This is a genomic window from Citrobacter sp. HN-141 (genome assembly GCF_033341895.1).
Taxonomy (GTDB): domain Bacteria; phylum Pseudomonadota; class Gammaproteobacteria; order Enterobacterales; family Enterobacteriaceae; genus Citrobacter.
Genome location: NZ_JAWPBF010000001.1, coordinates 19,374 through 36,203 on the forward strand (window position 1 = coordinate 19,374; position 16,830 = coordinate 36,203).

The following is a 16,830-nucleotide window of genomic DNA, read 5'->3' on the forward strand; positions in this document are numbered from 1 at the left end:
TTTACTTTACTTTAAGATGTTTCCTAGCAAATTATACGCAACTTTACGGGATAGTAAATTCGCCTGAAAACAGCGAAAGCGTCATATTGGGTCGTTATTATTCCGTTTAGTTGTGATGAAATAATCAGGTAAGGGGAATTATCGTTACGCATTGAGTGAGGGTATGCCATGTCAACGATTATTATGGATTTATGCAGTTACACCCGGCTAGGGTTGACCGGATATCTGGTAAGTCGGGGGGTGAAGAAAAGGGAAATCAACGATATTTCAAGCGTTGATGAACTCAGCGTCGCCTGTGTCTCACTGCAGCCGTCTGTGGTGTTTATTAATGAAGACTGCTTTATTCACGATCCGGATAACAGCCAGCGAATTAAGCAAATCATTAATCAACATCCCAGCACTTTATTTATTGTATTTATGGCGATTGCCAATGTCCATTTTGATGAGTATCTCTTAGTAAGAAAAAATTTATTAATCAGCTCTAAGTCGATTAAACCAGATTCACTGGATGAACTTCTTGGCGATATTCTGAAAAAGGAAGTGGATATTGTCATTGATGTGAACCTGCCAACGCTATCATTAAGCCGCACCGAATCCAGCATGCTACGTATGTGGATGGCCGGTCAGGGAACAATACAGATATCCGATCAAATGAATATCAAGGCGAAGACAGTCTCATCCCATAAGGGGAATATAAAACGAAAGATCAAGACACATAATAAGCAAGTTATCTATCACGTTGTACGACTCACGGATAACGTCACCAATGGTATCTTTGTGAATATGCGTTAGGACGTTCTGACTGGTGGGGTTCGCCACCAGTCAGAATCAGCGCCTGGATTACTCCACTTTTTCCACAAAGATCCCATCCTGATGGCCTGACTCATTAAAGAACCAGATACCGAGCGGGTAGTCTTCCAGAGAAACCAGGTACATGGTGCCTTCACTAAACTCTTCAATCGCCAGTACCCGGCCTGGCCGACGCGGCCCACCGTCCGTTTTGACTGTAACCCGATCATTCACCTTCATCGTTTTCCTCCTGTGGCTTTGTGCAAGTGTAGAACAAATTCCTTTTCCTGGCAGCGCCCTGCTCGCGTGATTGCGGGTTTTCTCGACGGTCTATACTTAACTTGTACGCATCAGAGATTCTGATACGTGCCCCGGTATCCTTAACGGTTGAGAGGTATGAGGATGAAAACCGCGAAAGAGTACAGCGATACGGCCAAACGTGAAGTCAGCGTCGATGTAGACGCGCTATTGAAAGCTATCAACGAAATCTGCGAGAGCGAAATTCACCGCAGCCATGATGACCCCGATCGCGTCAGCGTTGATGGCCGGGATTATCATACATGGCATGAGCTGGCCGACGCGTTCGAGCTTGATATCCATGATTTTAGCGTGACGGAGATCAATCGCTGACTTTGGGCGAAAAAAATCCCGGCCCTTATCGGGTCGGGATCAAGCTTGCTTATGCAAGAAGCACTTGAAAATTCGTTACACCAGGAAATCTGATGCGAAACCAACCTTATCTGCAATTTTTTTGCCTGACAAGTAAATAATTCTCACCAAAATGATAAATATAACTAATGGTTGAGAGATCACCTGGTTACGCCAGCCTGCAGTATTCAGGCATCCTGGCGTAGCGGACTGCGTTCACCAGGAACCAGTTCATCTTCACGAAATGCCTCCCGTTTGACGCCAAAACCGTCATACCAGCGGCACTCCACCATTCCGCTGGCATACCCGGTAACGATCATGCGTGGGCCACCCTCTTTCGCGGTGACTTCCTCACTGACAGAAAAGACCATACCCGCCTCCTGTATCAAGAGAAACCTTTTCACCTTAGACGACAAAGAGACGTTTTGCGTAATCTGGCACGCGACAATTAGTGCGAAACTCCGCGTAACCTGGCAACCAGGTTTACCAGCATCACCACGATCCCACCAATAATAAAGCCGAGCACCAGGTTAAGCAGGGTCGGAAGCATCAGAGCAATGAATGAACTCTGCTGTTGGGCAAAGTGCTCAATCGCATGATGCAGCGGTGCTATGCCGTGTACCACAATGCCGCCGCCGACTAAAAACATCGCCAGCGTGCCAACCACGGAAAGTGATTTCATGAGCCAGGGAGCCACCACCAGTAATCCCTTACCCAGCGCCTGAGCAAGTGCGCTGCGCTTTTCTGCCAGCCAATAGCCAATATCATCGAGCTTCACAATAATGCCGACCAGACCATACACGCCAACGGTCACCACCAAAGCAATACCCGACAAAACCAGTACCTGATTCAACAACGGCGCATCCGCCACAATACCCAACGTAATGGCCACAATCTCCGCAGATAAAATAAAGTCGGTACGTACCGCCCCTTTGATTTTATCTTTCTCAAACGTCAGCGGGTCCTGTGCGGCAAGAGAGGTCAGACGTTGCTGTCGTTCTTCCGCCGTTTCCTGGTGTTTTCGCGCTTCCAGGGTGTGAAGCACTTTTTCTACCCCCTCAAAACAGAGGAACGCCCCACCAATCATCAATAAGGGCGTGATCGCCCATGGAATAAAAGCGCTGATCAATAGCGCCAGCGGCACCAGGATAACTTTGTTGACGAAAGATCCTTTGGCCACACTCCAGACCACCGGAAGCTCGCGGTTCGCCCGCACGCCCGATACCTGTTGCGCGTTAAGCGACAAATCGTCTCCCAGCACACCCGCCGTTTTTTTCGCGGCCAGTTTTCCCATCACAGAGATATCGTCCAGAAGCGTGGCGATGTCATCAAGCAAGGTGAGTAAGCTACTTCCTGCCAAAATTTTAACCCTCAATATTATTTTTTTGCCGTCATAAGTATGAAGTAAAACACGCCATGCTGAAACAGACCTTTCTGGTCAACAAATATTTAACAACGGCAGGCAATTATAAATCTCGCCAGCATGATAGTTTTGACGTTTACTATGTTGCACCTTTTTATTTCCACCGTGAGGGATTATGCGTTTCAGGCAATTGTTACCACTTTTCAGTGCGCTCTTCGCGCTGTATATCATTTGGGGTTCCACGTACTTCGTTATTCGCATTGGTGTTGAAAGTTGGCCACCATTGATGATGGCTGGCGTGCGCTTTCTCTCTGCGGGCATTTTATTAACCGCATTTTTACTTATTCGCGGGCATAAGCTGCCACCACTGCGCCCGCTCCTGAATGCTGCACTGATTGGTATCCTGCTATTGGCGGTAGGCAATGGCCTCGTTACCGTCGCAGAACATCAAAACGTCCCTTCCGGCATTGCCGCTGTGGTGGTTGCTACCGTCCCGCTGTTTACCCTGTGCTTTAGTCACTTTTTTGGCATCAAAACACGCAAACTGGAATGGATGGGGATCGCAATTGGACTCGCCGGGATCATCATGCTTAACAGCGGCGGTAACTTAAGTGGTAATCCCTGGGGGGCGGTACTAATCCTGATTGGTTCAATGAGCTGGGCGTTTGGCTCCGTGTACGGCTCACGCATTACCTTGCCCGTTGGCATGATGGCCGGTGCTATTGAAATGTTAGCCGCGGGTATTGTGCTGATGTGCGCATCGCTGCTCAGTGGAGAAAAGCTGACCGCGATGCCAACCTTCTCCGGTTTTATGGCGGTGGCATACCTCGCCCTGTTCGGCTCAATAATTGCGATTAACGCTTATATGTTCCTTATCCGTAATGTAAGCCCGGCGTTAGCCACCAGCTATGCCTACGTCAACCCGTTAGTGGCGGTTCTGTTAGGTACGGGTCTGGGAGGTGAAAGCCTGGCGTTGATCGAGTGGCTGGCGCTCGGGGTCATTGTTTTTGCCGTAGTATTGGTGACGCTGGGGAAATACTTATTCCCTGTCAAAGCGGACGCGGTTGCAGCCCCATCGGAAAAGTCGTTACAGTAAATGAATGCCCTGAGTGTCGATCTGCGCGGTGGCACCGCCGCCGCAGATCCACTCGATAACCCGTTCAGACAGCGCCTCGTTACCCAGTTTCTCACGCCCACGCAGGGCGCATTCCCAGACAATCAAGACCCGCCATCCCAACGCCTGTAATTTTTCGCAGTCCCGCTTATCACGTACCACGTTTTTTCCTATCTTCTCCAGCCAGAACGCCGTGCGGGTTGCCGGGACTTTAAAGAGATAGCAGTTGTGCTGATGCCAGAAACAGCCGTGGGTAAAGAGAACGCAGCGATAGTCATCCACTACAAAATCGGGGCGACCGGGCAACGTGGCATCCTGCGCGCGAAACGTTACCCCCTGCTCCGTCAGGATGTCGGCCAGACGTTTTTCGATCGCCGTATCGCGGGTCCCTATCGCCCGCATATTTTTACTGCGTGTCGCCTTATCGTGAACGTCTGCCATGTTGCTGTTCTTTCTCACGGAGCACAACAGCCTGTTTGATCTTCGGCTCCAGCAGTTTGGCTACCGCTGCAAACGCCGGGACGACCACCGAATTACCGAACTGGCGGTAAGCCTGGGTATCGGATACCGGAATACGAAACTGGTAACCCTGAGGAGACTCAAACCCCATCAGGCGAGCGCACTCTCTTGGCGTTAATCGACGAGGACGGTGTCGCTGATTGGCGGGATCATCGAAATCCTGTTCCCCCAGCGCCATATCCCAGCCACGGTCAATCAAAATTTCTGCCCCATCCTTATAGTAACGTGCAGATAATGTACGCGTTACGCTATTGGGGTTGCCGGGATAGACCATACCGTAGCCAAACCCATTGCCCCGTGCCTGATGTTTTTTCGCATAGCGATACAAGTATTTCCACAAGACCGGTGTCAGCACATATTTCGCATCAACGGTCGGTTCAAGCAGCTCTGCGAGCGTCGTTCGACGCTGAGGGTAGCGGCTGACAATATCGCGCAACGTAAAGTCTGACTTCAGGTTCAGGTCCCGCCGAAAACCGACGAGCACGATACGTTCGCGATGCTGGGGTAAAAAATGTTGCCCATCGATAATCTTCGGATCATCCGGGCCATTATCTGCTGCATCCGCCACGTCATAGCCCAGTGCATCCAGCGTTTGCATGATGATGCGAAAGGTTTTTCCCTGGTCATGACTTTTTAGATTTTTGACGTTTTCGAGCACAAATATAGCCGGTCGCCGTGCGTCGATAATTCGCACCACGTCAAAAAAAAGCGTGCCTTGCGTATCACAGGCAAAACCGTGGGCGCGCCCTAACGCGTTTTTCTTTGATACACCCGCCAGCGAAAATGGCTGGCAAGGGAAGCCGGCCAGCAGGACATCATGCTCGGGAACGTGTTGACGAATATGCTCCGCAGCCTGCTCGTCACTCACCCCCTCATGATGGCTAAGGGTGATATCGCGAATATCTTCATTAAAATGGTGCTGCTCAGGAGAGCAATAGTTGTTCGCTTTATAGGTGCGAACAGCATGTTTATTCCATTCACTGGTAAACACACATTGCCCGCCTATCGCGTCAAAACCGCGGCGAATCCCACCTATCCCGGCAAAAAGGTCGATAAACCGAAAGGCATAATGCGGATGATGTGCAGGGGGCGTCGGGAGTAAAGAATACAGGTGAGCAAACTCACGATCGCTAAGGCGATGCCATGTTTGATTGGCGACCACACGCTTAAAGATGGCCGGACTCCAGTGGTTTTCGCCGACGCCATTAAGATGAGCAACCAGCGTTTTCACATCGTATATTTCAAGCAACTTAGCCAAAATCACCTGAACGGTAACCCCGGTATCATCTGTCATCGGTTTCATGGAGCCTGCTACTGAAAAATTATCCTGCATACGTTTAACCGGCCGAAATGGATAGTCGACAGGTTAACATAAATTGGTGCAATTGACGTTTCAGCAATGACGACTACTGATATGCTTTAAGGGGTTGAATCGCCGCAAGATCCAACATTTCATATTCTCCTTTTAATTCTGCGCTGAGTTTCGCCATATACGTCAATAAGAAGTCAGCATTATGCTGCGCCAGATGCCGCCCTTGTTCAGTTTGCATTGTCAGTGGCAACGTCAGCAGTTTGGTCTGGAAATGATCAAGCGCGTACTGTTTATCATCCAGGTTGCGCTGCCGGGCAAACGGATCTTCCGCATCAAACAATGCCACACCCAGCGAGCCAGAAACGGCGAACACGCGCGCCAGACCGATAGCACCGAGCGCCTCAAGTCGATCGGCATCCTGAACGATTTTGGCTTCAAGGGTAGTGGGCGTAATTTTTGCGCTAAAACTGTGCGCGGCAATAGCGTGACTCACCGCATGCAGCCGAACCTGAGGAAACTCAGGGAAGTCCTGTGACAGTACACGACAGGTTTCCTGTGCAGCCAGTACCGATGAACGATGACGTTCCGGATGATTTTTCGGTAAGCTAACAAGATCGTGGAAATAGCACGCGGTCAGTACGACCAGCCAGTCAATATCAGCATCAGTACTCAGCTTTTGCGATGTCATCCACACGCGGCGAAAATGAAAGATGTCATGGGCGGCATCTTGCCCTGCAAGATTCTCACGCAGCCATGATTCAAATTGTGACTGCCAGTGTTGTAGTTCCACGCTAACTCTCTGTGCAGAAAGAAAACCACCTTAGCAACAATTTTCATCACAGGCCACTGCCAGTCTCAGATTCATCATCATTAAAAATGTTTGAATCTCTTTTCATATAATAACCCTTCAGTTTTTAGTGCGGAAAATCAAACCATCCATTAATTAAACACTCCACCAAAACACATAAACCACACTAATTTAATACGTTCAATAAATATATAAACATAATGCATAAGATCATGATAAATATACATTTGTTTTTCAAATATAATTTTATAAATTATACATCTATATTATATTAAATCACCATTGAAACATTTAGAAATTCTTTATATACAATTATTACATGTTATGTTTTAAATTAAATGAACTTCATAGATAGTATCAAAATGTAGTTTTTGGATGTACTACATATTCATATGAATTATTATCAAAAGGGAATACATAATGAAAAGAAAAGTATTGGCGATTATTGTCCCCGCGTTATTAGCGGCCAGCGCGGCAAATGCAGCTGAAATCTATAATAAGAACGGCAATAAATTAGATCTGTACGGTAAAGTAGACGGCTTGCATTATTTCTCTGATGATGCGGGCAGTGATGGCGACCAGACTTACGTTCGTGTTGGCTTCAAAGGCGAAACGCAGATTAATAGCACGCTGACGGGTTACGGCCAGTGGGAATATAACGTTCAGGCCAACAGCACCGAAGGTGAAGGCGCAAACGCGTGGACCCGTCTGGGCTTCGCCGGTTTAGGCTTTGGCGAATATGGCACCTTCGATTACGGTCGTAACTATGGCGTGGTATACGACGTAGAAGCGTGGACCGATATGCTGCCAGAATTCGGTGGCGATACCTACACCCAGACCGACGTTTATATGACAGGCCGTACCAACGGTGTTGCCACTTATCGTAACCACGGCTTCTTTGGTCTGGTTGACGGTCTGAACTTCGCTCTGCAGTATCAGGGTAATAATGAAAACCCAGGTTCAGGCGAAGGTACTGGCAACGGTGGTGACCGTAAACTGGCTCGCGAAAATGGCGACGGGTTTGGTATGTCTACCTCCTATGACTTCGACTTTGGTTTAAGCCTCGGCGCGGCGTATTCTTCATCTGACCGTACCGATAATCAGGTCGCTCGCGGTTACAACGATGGCATTAATAGCCGTAACAACTATGCTGGCGGTGATAAAGCTGAAGCCTGGACCATTGGTGCGAAATATGATGCCAATGATATTTATCTGGCAGCGATGTATGCAGAAACCCGCAACATGACCTATTACGGCGGCGGTAATGGCGAAGACAATGGCGGTATCGCAAACAAAACGCAAAACTTTGAAGTTGTGGCTCAGTACCAGTTCGATTACGGTCTGCGTCCGTCCGTATCTTACCTGCAGTCCAAAGGCAGTGATTTAGGCGGTCAGAGAGTCAGTCATGGTAATTGGCGTTACGTCGACAAAGACCTGGTAAAATATGTTGATGTCGGTGTGACTTATTACTTCAACAAAAACATGTCCACCTATGCTGACTACAAAATCAACCTGCTGGATAAAGATGACAGCTTCTATGAAAGCAATGGCATCGCAACTGACGATATTGTTGCCGTTGGTTTAGTCTACCAGTTCTAATTTTGCACAAGACGTATCAGGCCTGCTTCATATGAAGCGGGCTTTTTGTTTATTTGAAGCGGATTTTTATGTCGCGAAGGCAATAGAACGACAAACTTGTGAGGATACTCAAAGAAAAAAACATCCGTGACTGCTGTCGTTGAAAGCAAGGCGTGCAAGTGTTTGAATAGTGGCGGAGAGAGGGGGATTTGAACCCCCGGTAGAGTTGCCCCTACTCCGGTTTTCGAGACCGGTCCATTCAGCCGCTCTGGCATCTCTCCGTTCTGGTGGTTGCCATGATGCCAGGTAATTTGGCATTTTAACAGACCCAGTTCCGTCAATTTCGTTCAAGTGACGAGTTTGCGAGCAAAACGATGATTAAGTGGCCCTGGAAAGAGCAAGAAACAGCCCGGAATGATGACTGGCCCTGGGATGATGCCCTGGCAATTCCTCTTCTGGTGAATCTTACTGAACAAGAACAAGCCAGGCTTATTGCCCTGGCCGAGCGTTTTTTACAGCAAAAAAGATTGGTTGCACTACAAGGATTTGAACTGGACGCACTGAAAAGTGCACGAATTGCTCTACTTTTCTGTTTGCCTGTTCTGGAGTTAGGCATCGAGTGGCTCGATGGTTTTCATGAAGTCCTCATTTACCCTGCCCCGTTTGTCGTGGATGACGAATGGGAAGATGATATTGGGCTGGTGCACAATCAACGGATTGTTCAGTCAGGCCAAAGCTGGCAACAGGGTCCAGTGATCCTGAACTGGCTTGATATCCAGGATTCCTTCGATGCTTCCGGTTTTAATCTGATTATTCATGAAGTGGCGCATAAACTTGATATGCGTAATGGCGATCGCGCCAGCGGCGTTCCGGCTATCCCGCTAAGGGAAATTGCGAACTGGGAGCACGATCTCCATGCCGCGATGAACAACATCCAGGATGAAATCGATCTGGTGGGTGAAACGGCCTGCAGTATAGACGCCTATGCAGCAACCGATCCTGCAGAATGCTTTGCGGTATTATCCGAGTATTTCTTCAGCGCCCCTGAGTTGTTTGCACCGCGTTTTCCGGCATTGTGGCAACGTTTTTTCCAGTTCTATCGCCAGAACCCAATGCTTCGGTTGCGCGATAGCCAGGAAGAAGACCATTTTCGCTCATCAAATGTGCATTAATACTGAATTTGAAGATTAATTAACCAATTGATATGACGTATTAATTTTACTGTTGACACGTCATGGTGAGGTCAGTAATATGCGCCTCGTTCACACGATTCCTCTGTAGTTCAGTCGGTAGAACGGCGGACTGTTAATCCGTATGTCACTGGTTCGAGTCCAGTCAGAGGAGCCAAATTTAAGAAGCCTGCTTAGGAAACTAAGCAGGATTTTTGCTTTATATCTGATAATCAATCATCACTTCATCAGGCTCCATTGCCTGGCGTTTAATCTCTTCCACAGATAAACCTGCGTTGCATAGCTCGATAAATCGCCAGACGTAATTGCGCTGCAACTGACCGCGTTTGAGCCCCAGCCAAACGGTGTTCGCATCAAATAAATGCCGGGTATCAAGGCGGGTTAACGTCCCCTCCTCCTGCTCGCCACTGGATTGCTCCGCCACCAGCCCGATTCCCAGCCCCAGCGCTACATACGTTTTAATCACATCCGAGTCCTGTGCACTGAGGATAATATCCGGCACCAACCCTTTACGCGCAAATGCCTCATCAATACGTGAGCGCCCCGTAATACCCTGCCGATAGGTAATGAGCGGCCAGTGAGCAATAGACTCAAGCGTAAGCGGGGAAGCCTTAACTAATGGATGATCGTGTGGAACGAGCAGGCTGTGCTGCCAACGAAACCAGGGAAACGCCACCAACAGCGGATCGCTGCTGAGTCGTTCACTGGCAATACCAATGTCAGCGCCACCATTTTGCAGAAGAACGTCAATTTCTTGCGGTGTCCCCTGGATAAGCTCCAGGCGAACCTCCGGGAAGAGTTCACGAAATGCCTTGATCACCGCAGGCAGACTATAGCGTGCCTGCGTGTGTGTGGTCGCAATGGTCAGCACACCAGACGTGTCATTGGTAAACAGGTCCGCCAGTCGGCGAACATTGCTGGCTTCATTAAGAATACGCTCAGCGATCACCAGCAACGCCTTCCCCGGTTCGGTCATGCCAAGTAAACGCTTACCACGGCGAATAAAAATTTCGATGCCAAGTTCATCTTCAAGTTCACGAATATGCCGACTTACCCCCGACTGCGAGGTATAAAGAATATTCGCGACTTCCGTCAGGTTGTAATCCTGACGGGCCGCCTCGCGGATTATTTTAAGTTGCTGGAAATTCACTTTTCGCTCCGGGTACATCAGACATTACGCTATTGTTAAAGTCTGATGCCCGGCATAACAAATAATAAAAACCGGCATCTTATTCCTGGCTGGAATAAGGTCTAACTCACCAGCTGTAGCTCCCGATTTTCCAGAGCCGGGCGGCTAACCAGCGACAACAGGATCTCTTTCACCGCCTGAGCCTGTGGTGTCAAACTGCCTCTGGCTGACATGTTAAGGGAGAGGGGCAGATTCATGGAGGGCGTTGTAATCCGCGCCATCCAGCCATTCGCGGCATGGCATAATGCCCGGGCCGCCGATTCAGGTAAGACTGTCACCCCCATACCGCTGGCAATCGCGGCCGTTAGGGTGGAGATAGAATCAATTTCACCTATTACTTTCGCCGTTAAGCGGCGCAGTGAGAAGGCTTCGTCAACACGGAGGCGAACCGCACTGTAATCCCGTGGCAGAAACAAATTCATCTGCGCGACCGCCGTTAAATCGACACTCGGCCCAGGACATTCGCGCGTCCCCACCAGGAAAAGGTCCTCTTTGAGTAACGGTTGGCTGGAAATACCCGCGATCGGCGAGCGCTCGTAGAGCACCGCCATATCTAATTGACCACTGAGCAGTTTATCGTTCAGCACCGCCCCGCTGTTTTCATGCAAATAGACCAGTACATCGGGCAGCTCGGCGCGAACGGTCTGTAATAACGGCATGGTAATTGATGATGCCGCCGTGCCAGGCGCCAGGCCAATAGAGACGTGTCCACTCAGGGTCTGCCCTACATTATTGACCGCAAGCTGCGCCTGCTCACACTGACGTAATATCGTCCGGGCGTGCGTATACAGCACTTTCCCCGCTTCCGTCGGCGTCACCCCGCGTTTGGTGCGGATCAACAACTGTTGATCCAGTTCCCCCTCCAGCGTAGCAACCTGCTGGCTCAGCGCGGGTTGAGCGATATGCAATACTTCCGCTGCCTGGGTCAGGCTACCAATATCGACGATTTTTACGAAGTATTTCAGTCGTCTGAAGTTCATTTTGCCTCCTGTCGGAATACCAGAACCCATGCTGGCAGTCATGAAACTCAGGATTGCAAGATGCTTGCCAGTTTCATCTGTAGACGAGTATTTAATGTTAAGCTCCCGTTAAGTAAGGGATGGCGCAGGAAAATGATAGCGTCTACTGATTCCGCCTTTTTCCAGGCTGCCCCACAAGAGGTAGACACGCACCAGAATGGGGCAAATGTCTAAAAAGCATGAAAGATCGCCGCTTTGTTGAATTTGTCAGCAAACGAACACACAATTTCGTTTACCCCTTTGACAACCCCCATCACCCTCGCTAATATGCGCCTCGTTCACACGATTCCTCTGTAGTTCAGTCGGTAGAACGGCGGACTGTTAATCCGTATGTCACTGGTTCGAGTCCAGTCAGAGGAGCCAAATTTAAGAAGCCTGCTTAGGAAACTAAGCAGGCTTTTTGCTTATTAATTTCTTCAATCGTCTTATTTTTCATCTTGCCCTCCCGTAAGGGATAAAATCGTTTTATCTTCGCGTCTGTCGCGGTAGTCTCATTACAGTCGTTTATATCTCGACTGCAATGTGCGTAACCTAACTCCAATACTAATAATTAAAAAACAGTACAGACAGGATAACTATGGATTCCACCCTCACCTCCACGGGTCCCCAGCAGGACACCTCATCGCTTAACCGTGCCCGACGCGCCGCACTCGGCAGCTTCGCGGGGGCCGTGGTCGACTGGTATGATTTTCTGCTTTATGGCATCACCGCCGCGCTGGTATTCAACCGCGAGTTTTTTCCCCAGGTTAGCCCGGCGATGGGTACACTTGCCGCATTTGCCACCTTTGGCGTCGGATTTTTGTTCCGTCCGTTAGGCGGAGTAATCTTCGGCCACTTCGGCGATCGCCTGGGCCGCAAACGTATGTTGATGCTTACCGTCTGGATGATGGGGATTGCCACTGCACTGATTGGTATCATTCCCTCTTTCGACACCATCGGCTGGTGGGCACCTGTCCTGCTGGTGACGCTACGTGCCATCCAGGGTTTCGCCGTTGGCGGCGAGTGGGGTGGCGCGGCATTACTCTCTGTTGAAAGTGCCCCGAAAAATAAAAAAGCCTTCTACAGTAGCGGCGTTCAGGTCGGTTACGGCGTCGGGCTACTGCTCTCTACGGGGCTGGTGTCGTTGATTAGCTCGCAAACAACCGATGAGCAGTTCCTGAGCTGGGGCTGGCGTATTCCGTTCCTGTTCAGCATTGTGCTGGTTCTGGGCGCGCTGTGGATGCGCAACAGAATGGATGAATCGGCTGAATTCGAACAGCAAAAACAGGAACCCCAACCGGTGAAAAAGCGACTGCCGGTTATCGAGGCGCTCACCCGTCACCCCGGGGCATTTCTAAAAATTATCGCCCTGCGTCTGTGCGAGCTCCTGACGATGTACATCGTCACCGCGTTTGCTCTCAACTACTCCACACAAAACCTGGGGCTGCCGCGCGAACTGTTTCTGAATATCGGGTTACTGGTGGGTGGGCTGAGTTGTTTGACCATCCCCTGTTTTGCCTGGCTTGCCGATCGCTTTGGCCGTCGGCGCGTCTATATTACCGGTGCGCTGGTCGGTACACTCAGCGCCTTCCCGTTCTTCATGGCCCTGGAAGCGCAGTCCATCTTCTGGATAGTGTTCTTCGCGATTATGCTGGCTAACATTGCGCACGATATGGTGGTCTGCGTACAGCAGCCTATGTTTACCGGCCTGTTTGGCGCAAGCTATCGCTACAGTGGCGCGGGGGTGGGTTATCAGGTTGCCAGCGTTGTCGGCGGTGGTTTTACGCCTTTTATTGCCGCTGCATTGGTGACTTTCTCCGGTGGCGACTGGCACAGCGTTGCCATTTACCTGATGGCCGGATGCCTTATTTCGGCCGTCACCGCAATGCTGATGAGAGATAAGCAACACGCGTAAACCTTTATGCGAAGGCCATCGGGTCTTCGCATAATCTTCCTCAACGTCTGACTTTTGTTTCACATTCCTGTGACATACTATCGGGAGAGCAGTACATCTGTGGAACAAGGAGACAGACATGAACAATAAGGGCTCCAGCCTGACACCCGCTCAGGCGCTGGATAAACTGGACGCGCTGTACGAGCAGTCGGTAAAGGCTCTGCGTAGCGCCATTGGTAAGTATATTGAAACAGGGACGCTCCCTGACGACATCGCCCGCCAAAACGGTCTTTTTGTTTACCCATCGCTTTGTGTCACCTGGGATGGCAGCGCCACAAACCCACCGAAAACGCGCGCATACGGACGTTTTACCCATGCAGGCTGCTATACCACAACCATCACCCGCCCGTCGCTTTTTCGCCCTTATCTTGAAGAACAACTGACGCTGCTGTATCAGGATTATGATGCGCATATTTCTGTCGAGCCATCACAGCATGAAATTCCCTATCCGTATGTGATTGACGGTTCTGAGTTAACGCTTGATCGTTCGATGAGTGCCGGGCTAACGCGCCATTTCCCGACTACCGAACTCTCACAAATTGGTGACGAAACGGCAGATGGAACCTACCATCCGGCAGAGTTTTCTCCGCTGTCGCACTTCGACGCCCGTCGGGTTGATTTCTCGCTGGCGCGACTGCGTCACTACACGGGAACGCCGGTTGAACACTTTCAACCCTTTGTGCTGTTCACCAACTACACCCGCTACGTTGATGAGTTCGTGCGCTGGGGCTGCAGCCAAATCCTCGACCCGGACAGCCCGTATATCGCGCTGTCATGCGCGGGCGGGATCTGGATCACCGCGGAAACCGAAGCACCGGAAGAGGCCATCTCCGATCTGGCGTGGAAAAAACACCAGATGCCCGCCTGGCATTTAATTACCGCCGACGGTCAGGGGATCACGCTGGTTAATATCGGCGTCGGCCCCTCTAACGCCAAAACCATTTGCGATCATCTGGCCGTGCTGCGTCCTGACGTCTGGTTGATGATTGGCCACTGTGGTGGGCTGCGCGAAAGTCAGGCAATTGGTGATTATGTTCTGGCTCATGCCTATCTGCGCGACGACCATGTACTGGATGCCGTACTGCCGCCGGATATTCCGATTCCCAGCATCGCCGAAGTTCAGCGCGCACTGTATGACGCCACCAAAGAAGTCAGCGGCATGCCAGGTGAAGAGGTTAAACAGCGGCTGCGTACCGGCACCGTCGTCACCACCGACGACCGTAACTGGGAATTGCGCTATTCCGCTTCTGCGCTGCGTTTTAACCTCAGTCGTGCCGTCGCTATTGATATGGAGAGTGCCACCATTGCAGCCCAGGGCTACCGCTTCCGCGTCCCTTATGGCACGTTGCTGTGTGTTTCCGACAAACCACTGCATGGCGAGATCAAACTGCCAGGTCAGGCCAACCGTTTTTATGAAGGGGCCATTTCTGAGCACCTGCAAATTGGCATCCGGGCTATCGACCGACTGCGTGCCGAAGGCGATCGGCTGCACTCCCGCAAATTACGTACATTCAACGAACCGCCGTTCCGTTAAGGCCTGAAGGTAACTATGCACAACTCAACTCCCCTTTCCGCCCTGCGCAGTCTGCTGTTAGCGCAGGGACTGGATGGCATGATTGTCCCCCGCGCCGATGCGCATCAGAGCGAAGATTGCACACCGCACGACAATAAACTGGCCTGGCTCACCGGCTTTAGCGGTTCCGCAGGCCTTGCATTGGTACTTCGCGATCGCGCGCTGATGTTTGTCGATGGGCGCTATCAGGTCCAGGTGCGTAACGAAGTCTCACTCGATGATTTTGAAATCCATCATTTGCACGATGAACCTCTGGCCGACTACTTGCAGGCTTACGCCACCTCTGGTGCGCGTATCGGCTTTGAACCTCTGCTGATGGTCAACAGCCAATTTGAAGCACTGTCGGCCACTCACTGCAAACTGGTTCCGATGGAACGCGATCCCTTCGACCAGATCTGGCTCGACCGTCCAGCCGCCCCCTGTGGTGTTATTCGTGAAATGCCCGTTGAGATAAGCGGCGAAAGCAGCACACATAAGCGCGAACGAATAGTAGAGCAACTGACTCAGCGTCAAGCCGACGTGCTGGCGATCACGCTGCCGGATAACATCGCCTGGTTACTCAATGTCCGTGGAGCCGATCTTGCGATGGTTCCGGTTCCTTTTTCGTTTGCCCTGCTCCACCGCAGCGGCGAACTGGAGTGGTTTGTTGATAATAATAAGACGCAGCAGCTGCCTGCCTCATTGCTGGAGACGGTCACGCTGGCCCCGCAAGAAAACTTTCTCCCTCGCTGCCAGCAACTTGCCCAAGGAAAGCGTTTCCTGGTTGATAAAGACTATGCGCCAGTCGCGCTGCGGTTCGCTATTGAACAAAACGGGGGAGAGGTTCTCTGGGCCCCCGATCCCATCACATTGATTAAAGCTCATAAAAATGATGTTGAACTGGCAGGGTATCGGGAATGCCATGAACAGGATGGCGCCGCATGGGTAAACTTTCTGGCCTGGCTGGCGCATGAGGTCCCGCTGCGTGAGGCAGCAGGTAACCCCGTCACTGAACTGGAAGCACAAGCCAAACAGCTGGCGTTTCGCCAGCAGCAGCCAGGATTTATAGAGCAAAGTTTCAGTACTATTTCCGCCTCTGCCAGCAATGCGGCGATGTGCCATTACCATTCCAGCGAGAAAACAAACACGCCCATCACCACACAGGCAATGTACCTGAATGATTCCGGCGGCCAGTATCAAAATGGTACTACGGATACAACAAGAACACTCGCCTTTGGCCCACAGGATCCGCAGCGACGACTGCATTACACCGCCGTGCTGAAAGGGTTTTTATCGCTGATCACACTGCAATTTCCGAGTGGTACTCAGGGGCATCAACTGGATGCATTTAGCCGTCGGGCACTTTGGGAACTGGGCCTGGATTACGATCATGGCACCGGCCACGGTGTCGGACATCAGTTGTTGATCCACGAGCAGCCGCACCGCATTGCGAAGAAAGTAAATCCCTGGCCTCTGGTGGCAGGTAACATTATCACCATCGAACCGGGCTATTATCTGGCTGGGCAATATGGGGTCCGTATTGAAAATCAGGTGGAGATTATCAATAGCCGACCCGGTTTTTGCCGCTTCTCTAGCCTGACGCTGGTCCCCATCGATCTGAACCTTGTTGAATTGCATTTGCTGAGTGATGCAGAGAAACAGTGGATTGATGATTATCATCAACAAGTAAGAGAAACGCTATCACCACGCGTGGGCAGCGACGCACGCCCGTGGCTGTTCGCTGCGACGGCGCCGATTCGCGTTCAGGCTAATTAAGGCATAAAAAAGGCAGCCCGCAGGCTGCCTTAGTTCTCCC

The 16,830-nt window shown here is 50.7% G+C and carries 16 protein-coding genes and 3 tRNA genes; 10 read left to right on the forward strand and 9 right to left on the reverse strand.

The annotated features are described in order from the left end of the window. Positions 1 to 168 precede the first annotated feature (168 nt). Positions 169 to 792, forward strand: coding sequence for a transcriptional regulator RcsA (rcsA, locus tag RYZ59_RS00120; RefSeq protein WP_048211304.1), 624 nt, complete (start codon positions 169 to 171; stop codon positions 790 to 792). A gap of 48 nt (positions 793 to 840) precedes the next feature. Here rcsA and dsrB read toward each other — a convergent pair whose 3' ends face one another. Next, positions 841 to 1,029: a protein DsrB gene (dsrB, locus tag RYZ59_RS00125; protein WP_005127768.1), complete on the reverse strand. Its 189-nt coding sequence runs from the start codon at positions 1,027 to 1,029 to the stop codon at positions 841 to 843. Between the two features lie 162 nt (positions 1,030 to 1,191). Here dsrB and yodD point away from each other — a divergent pair, with 162 nt between their 5' ends. Next, positions 1,192 to 1,419 carry a YodD family peroxide/acid resistance protein gene (gene yodD / locus RYZ59_RS00130; RefSeq protein WP_137381521.1) on the forward strand — a complete coding sequence of 76 codons (228 nt, stop codon included), beginning with the start codon at positions 1,192 to 1,194 and terminating at the stop codon, positions 1,417 to 1,419. Positions 1,420 to 1,625: 206 nt separating this feature from the next. On the opposite strand, the gene RYZ59_RS00135 is transcribed toward yodD, so the two are convergent. Then, positions 1,626 to 1,808: a YodC family protein gene (locus RYZ59_RS00135; protein WP_061068109.1), complete on the reverse strand. Its 183-nt coding sequence runs from the start codon at positions 1,806 to 1,808 to the stop codon at positions 1,626 to 1,628. Positions 1,809 to 1,885: 77 nt separating this feature from the next. After that, positions 1,886 to 2,800, reverse strand: coding sequence for a DUF808 domain-containing protein (locus RYZ59_RS00140; RefSeq protein ID WP_170974345.1), 915 nt, complete (start codon positions 2,798 to 2,800; stop codon positions 1,886 to 1,888). 175 nt (positions 2,801 to 2,975) lie between these two features. On the opposite strand from RYZ59_RS00140, the gene yedA reads away from it, so the two are divergent. Continuing rightward, a complete protein-coding gene (yedA, locus tag RYZ59_RS00145; protein ID WP_318048710.1) occupies positions 2,976 to 3,896 on the forward strand; it encodes a drug/metabolite exporter YedA in 921 nt (306 codons plus the stop codon). On the opposite strand, the gene RYZ59_RS00150 is transcribed toward yedA, so the two are convergent. The 3 genes from RYZ59_RS00150 to RYZ59_RS00160 form a co-directional block, all read right to left on the reverse strand. Then, complete coding sequence (locus RYZ59_RS00150) at positions 3,888 to 4,355, reverse strand: very short patch repair endonuclease (protein WP_318048711.1); 468 nt, start codon at positions 4,353 to 4,355, stop codon at positions 3,888 to 3,890. The two genes, yedA and RYZ59_RS00150, sit on opposite strands and share 9 nt — an antisense overlap. Further along, a complete protein-coding gene (locus tag RYZ59_RS00155; RefSeq protein ID WP_411961628.1) occupies positions 4,336 to 5,766 on the reverse strand; it encodes a DNA cytosine methyltransferase in 1,431 nt (476 codons plus the stop codon). Before RYZ59_RS00155 ends, RYZ59_RS00150 begins: the two co-directional genes overlap by 20 nt. A 73-nt stretch (positions 5,767 to 5,839) precedes the next feature. Then, positions 5,840 to 6,535, reverse strand: a complete 696-nt coding sequence (locus tag RYZ59_RS00160; RefSeq protein WP_318048714.1) for a phosphohydrolase — start codon at positions 6,533 to 6,535, stop codon at positions 5,840 to 5,842. Between the two features lie 438 nt (positions 6,536 to 6,973). Between RYZ59_RS00160 and ompC the strand changes: the two genes are divergently transcribed. Next, the gene (gene ompC, locus RYZ59_RS00165; RefSeq protein WP_318048716.1) at positions 6,974 to 8,152 is read left to right on the forward strand and encodes a porin OmpC; all 1,179 of its coding nucleotides are present in this window, start codon (positions 6,974 to 6,976) and stop codon (positions 8,150 to 8,152) included. A gap of 170 nt (positions 8,153 to 8,322) precedes the next feature. On the opposite strand, the gene RYZ59_RS00170 is transcribed toward ompC, so the two are convergent. Beyond that, a tRNA-Ser gene (locus tag RYZ59_RS00170) sits at positions 8,323 to 8,412 on the reverse strand. Between the two features lie 93 nt (positions 8,413 to 8,505). Between RYZ59_RS00170 and mtfA the strand changes: the two genes are divergently transcribed. Continuing rightward, positions 8,506 to 9,303: a DgsA anti-repressor MtfA gene (gene mtfA / locus RYZ59_RS00175; RefSeq protein WP_137381513.1), complete on the forward strand. Its 798-nt coding sequence runs from the start codon at positions 8,506 to 8,508 to the stop codon at positions 9,301 to 9,303. Positions 9,304 to 9,402: 99 nt separating this feature from the next. Continuing rightward, positions 9,403 to 9,478 (forward strand) — tRNA-Asn (locus RYZ59_RS00180). 42 nt (positions 9,479 to 9,520) lie between these two features. Here the strand turns inward: RYZ59_RS00180 and cbl are convergent. Then, positions 9,521 to 10,471 (reverse strand): HTH-type transcriptional regulator Cbl, encoded by a 951-nt coding sequence (gene cbl / locus RYZ59_RS00185; RefSeq protein WP_005127780.1) that lies wholly within the window; start codon positions 10,469 to 10,471, stop codon positions 9,521 to 9,523. 101 nt (positions 10,472 to 10,572) lie between these two features. After that, entirely contained in the window at positions 10,573 to 11,490 is a 918-nt protein-coding gene (gene nac / locus RYZ59_RS00190; protein ID WP_005127781.1) for a nitrogen assimilation transcriptional regulator NAC, read from the reverse strand. 326 nt (positions 11,491 to 11,816) lie between these two features. On the opposite strand from nac, the gene RYZ59_RS00195 reads away from it, so the two are divergent. From RYZ59_RS00195 to RYZ59_RS00210, 4 genes are all read left to right on the forward strand, one after another. Then, a tRNA-Asn gene (locus RYZ59_RS00195) sits at positions 11,817 to 11,892 on the forward strand. Positions 11,893 to 12,106: 214 nt separating this feature from the next. Beyond that, a complete protein-coding gene (gene shiA, locus RYZ59_RS00200; protein WP_318048720.1) occupies positions 12,107 to 13,423 on the forward strand; it encodes a shikimate transporter in 1,317 nt (438 codons plus the stop codon). 118 nt (positions 13,424 to 13,541) lie between these two features. Beyond that, a complete protein-coding gene (locus tag RYZ59_RS00205; protein ID WP_005128994.1) occupies positions 13,542 to 14,996 on the forward strand; it encodes an AMP nucleosidase in 1,455 nt (484 codons plus the stop codon). 15 nt (positions 14,997 to 15,011) lie between these two features. Continuing rightward, positions 15,012 to 16,790 (forward strand): aminopeptidase P family protein, encoded by a 1,779-nt coding sequence (locus RYZ59_RS00210; RefSeq protein ID WP_318048722.1) that lies wholly within the window; start codon positions 15,012 to 15,014, stop codon positions 16,788 to 16,790. Positions 16,791 to 16,830 lie beyond the last annotated feature (40 nt).

Coding starts and splice junctions, on each gene's coding strand:
- RYZ59_RS00150 (WP_318048711.1), bottom strand. CDS start 4,355: ATGGCAGACGTTCACGATAAGGCGACACGCAGTAAAAATATGCGGGCG.
- yodD (WP_137381521.1), top strand. CDS start 1,192: ATGAAAACCGCGAAAGAGTACAGCGATACGGCCAAACGTGAAGTCAGC.
- yedA (WP_318048710.1), top strand. CDS start 2,976: ATGCGTTTCAGGCAATTGTTACCACTTTTCAGTGCGCTCTTCGCGCTG.
- RYZ59_RS00135 (WP_061068109.1), bottom strand. CDS start 1,808: ATGGTCTTTTCTGTCAGTGAGGAAGTCACCGCGAAAGAGGGTGGCCCA.
- dsrB (WP_005127768.1), bottom strand. CDS start 1,029: ATGAAGGTGAATGATCGGGTTACAGTCAAAACGGACGGTGGGCCGCGT.
- ompC (WP_318048716.1), top strand. CDS start 6,974: ATGAAAAGAAAAGTATTGGCGATTATTGTCCCCGCGTTATTAGCGGCC.
- RYZ59_RS00205 (WP_005128994.1), top strand. CDS start 13,542: ATGAACAATAAGGGCTCCAGCCTGACACCCGCTCAGGCGCTGGATAAA.
- shiA (WP_318048720.1), top strand. CDS start 12,107: ATGGATTCCACCCTCACCTCCACGGGTCCCCAGCAGGACACCTCATCG.
- rcsA (WP_048211304.1), top strand. CDS start 169: ATGTCAACGATTATTATGGATTTATGCAGTTACACCCGGCTAGGGTTG.
- RYZ59_RS00155 (WP_411961628.1), bottom strand. CDS start 5,766: ATGCAGGATAATTTTTCAGTAGCAGGCTCCATGAAACCGATGACAGAT.
- nac (WP_005127781.1), bottom strand. CDS start 11,490: ATGAACTTCAGACGACTGAAATACTTCGTAAAAATCGTCGATATTGGT.
- mtfA (WP_137381513.1), top strand. CDS start 8,506: ATGATTAAGTGGCCCTGGAAAGAGCAAGAAACAGCCCGGAATGATGAC.
- RYZ59_RS00210 (WP_318048722.1), top strand. CDS start 15,012: ATGCACAACTCAACTCCCCTTTCCGCCCTGCGCAGTCTGCTGTTAGCG.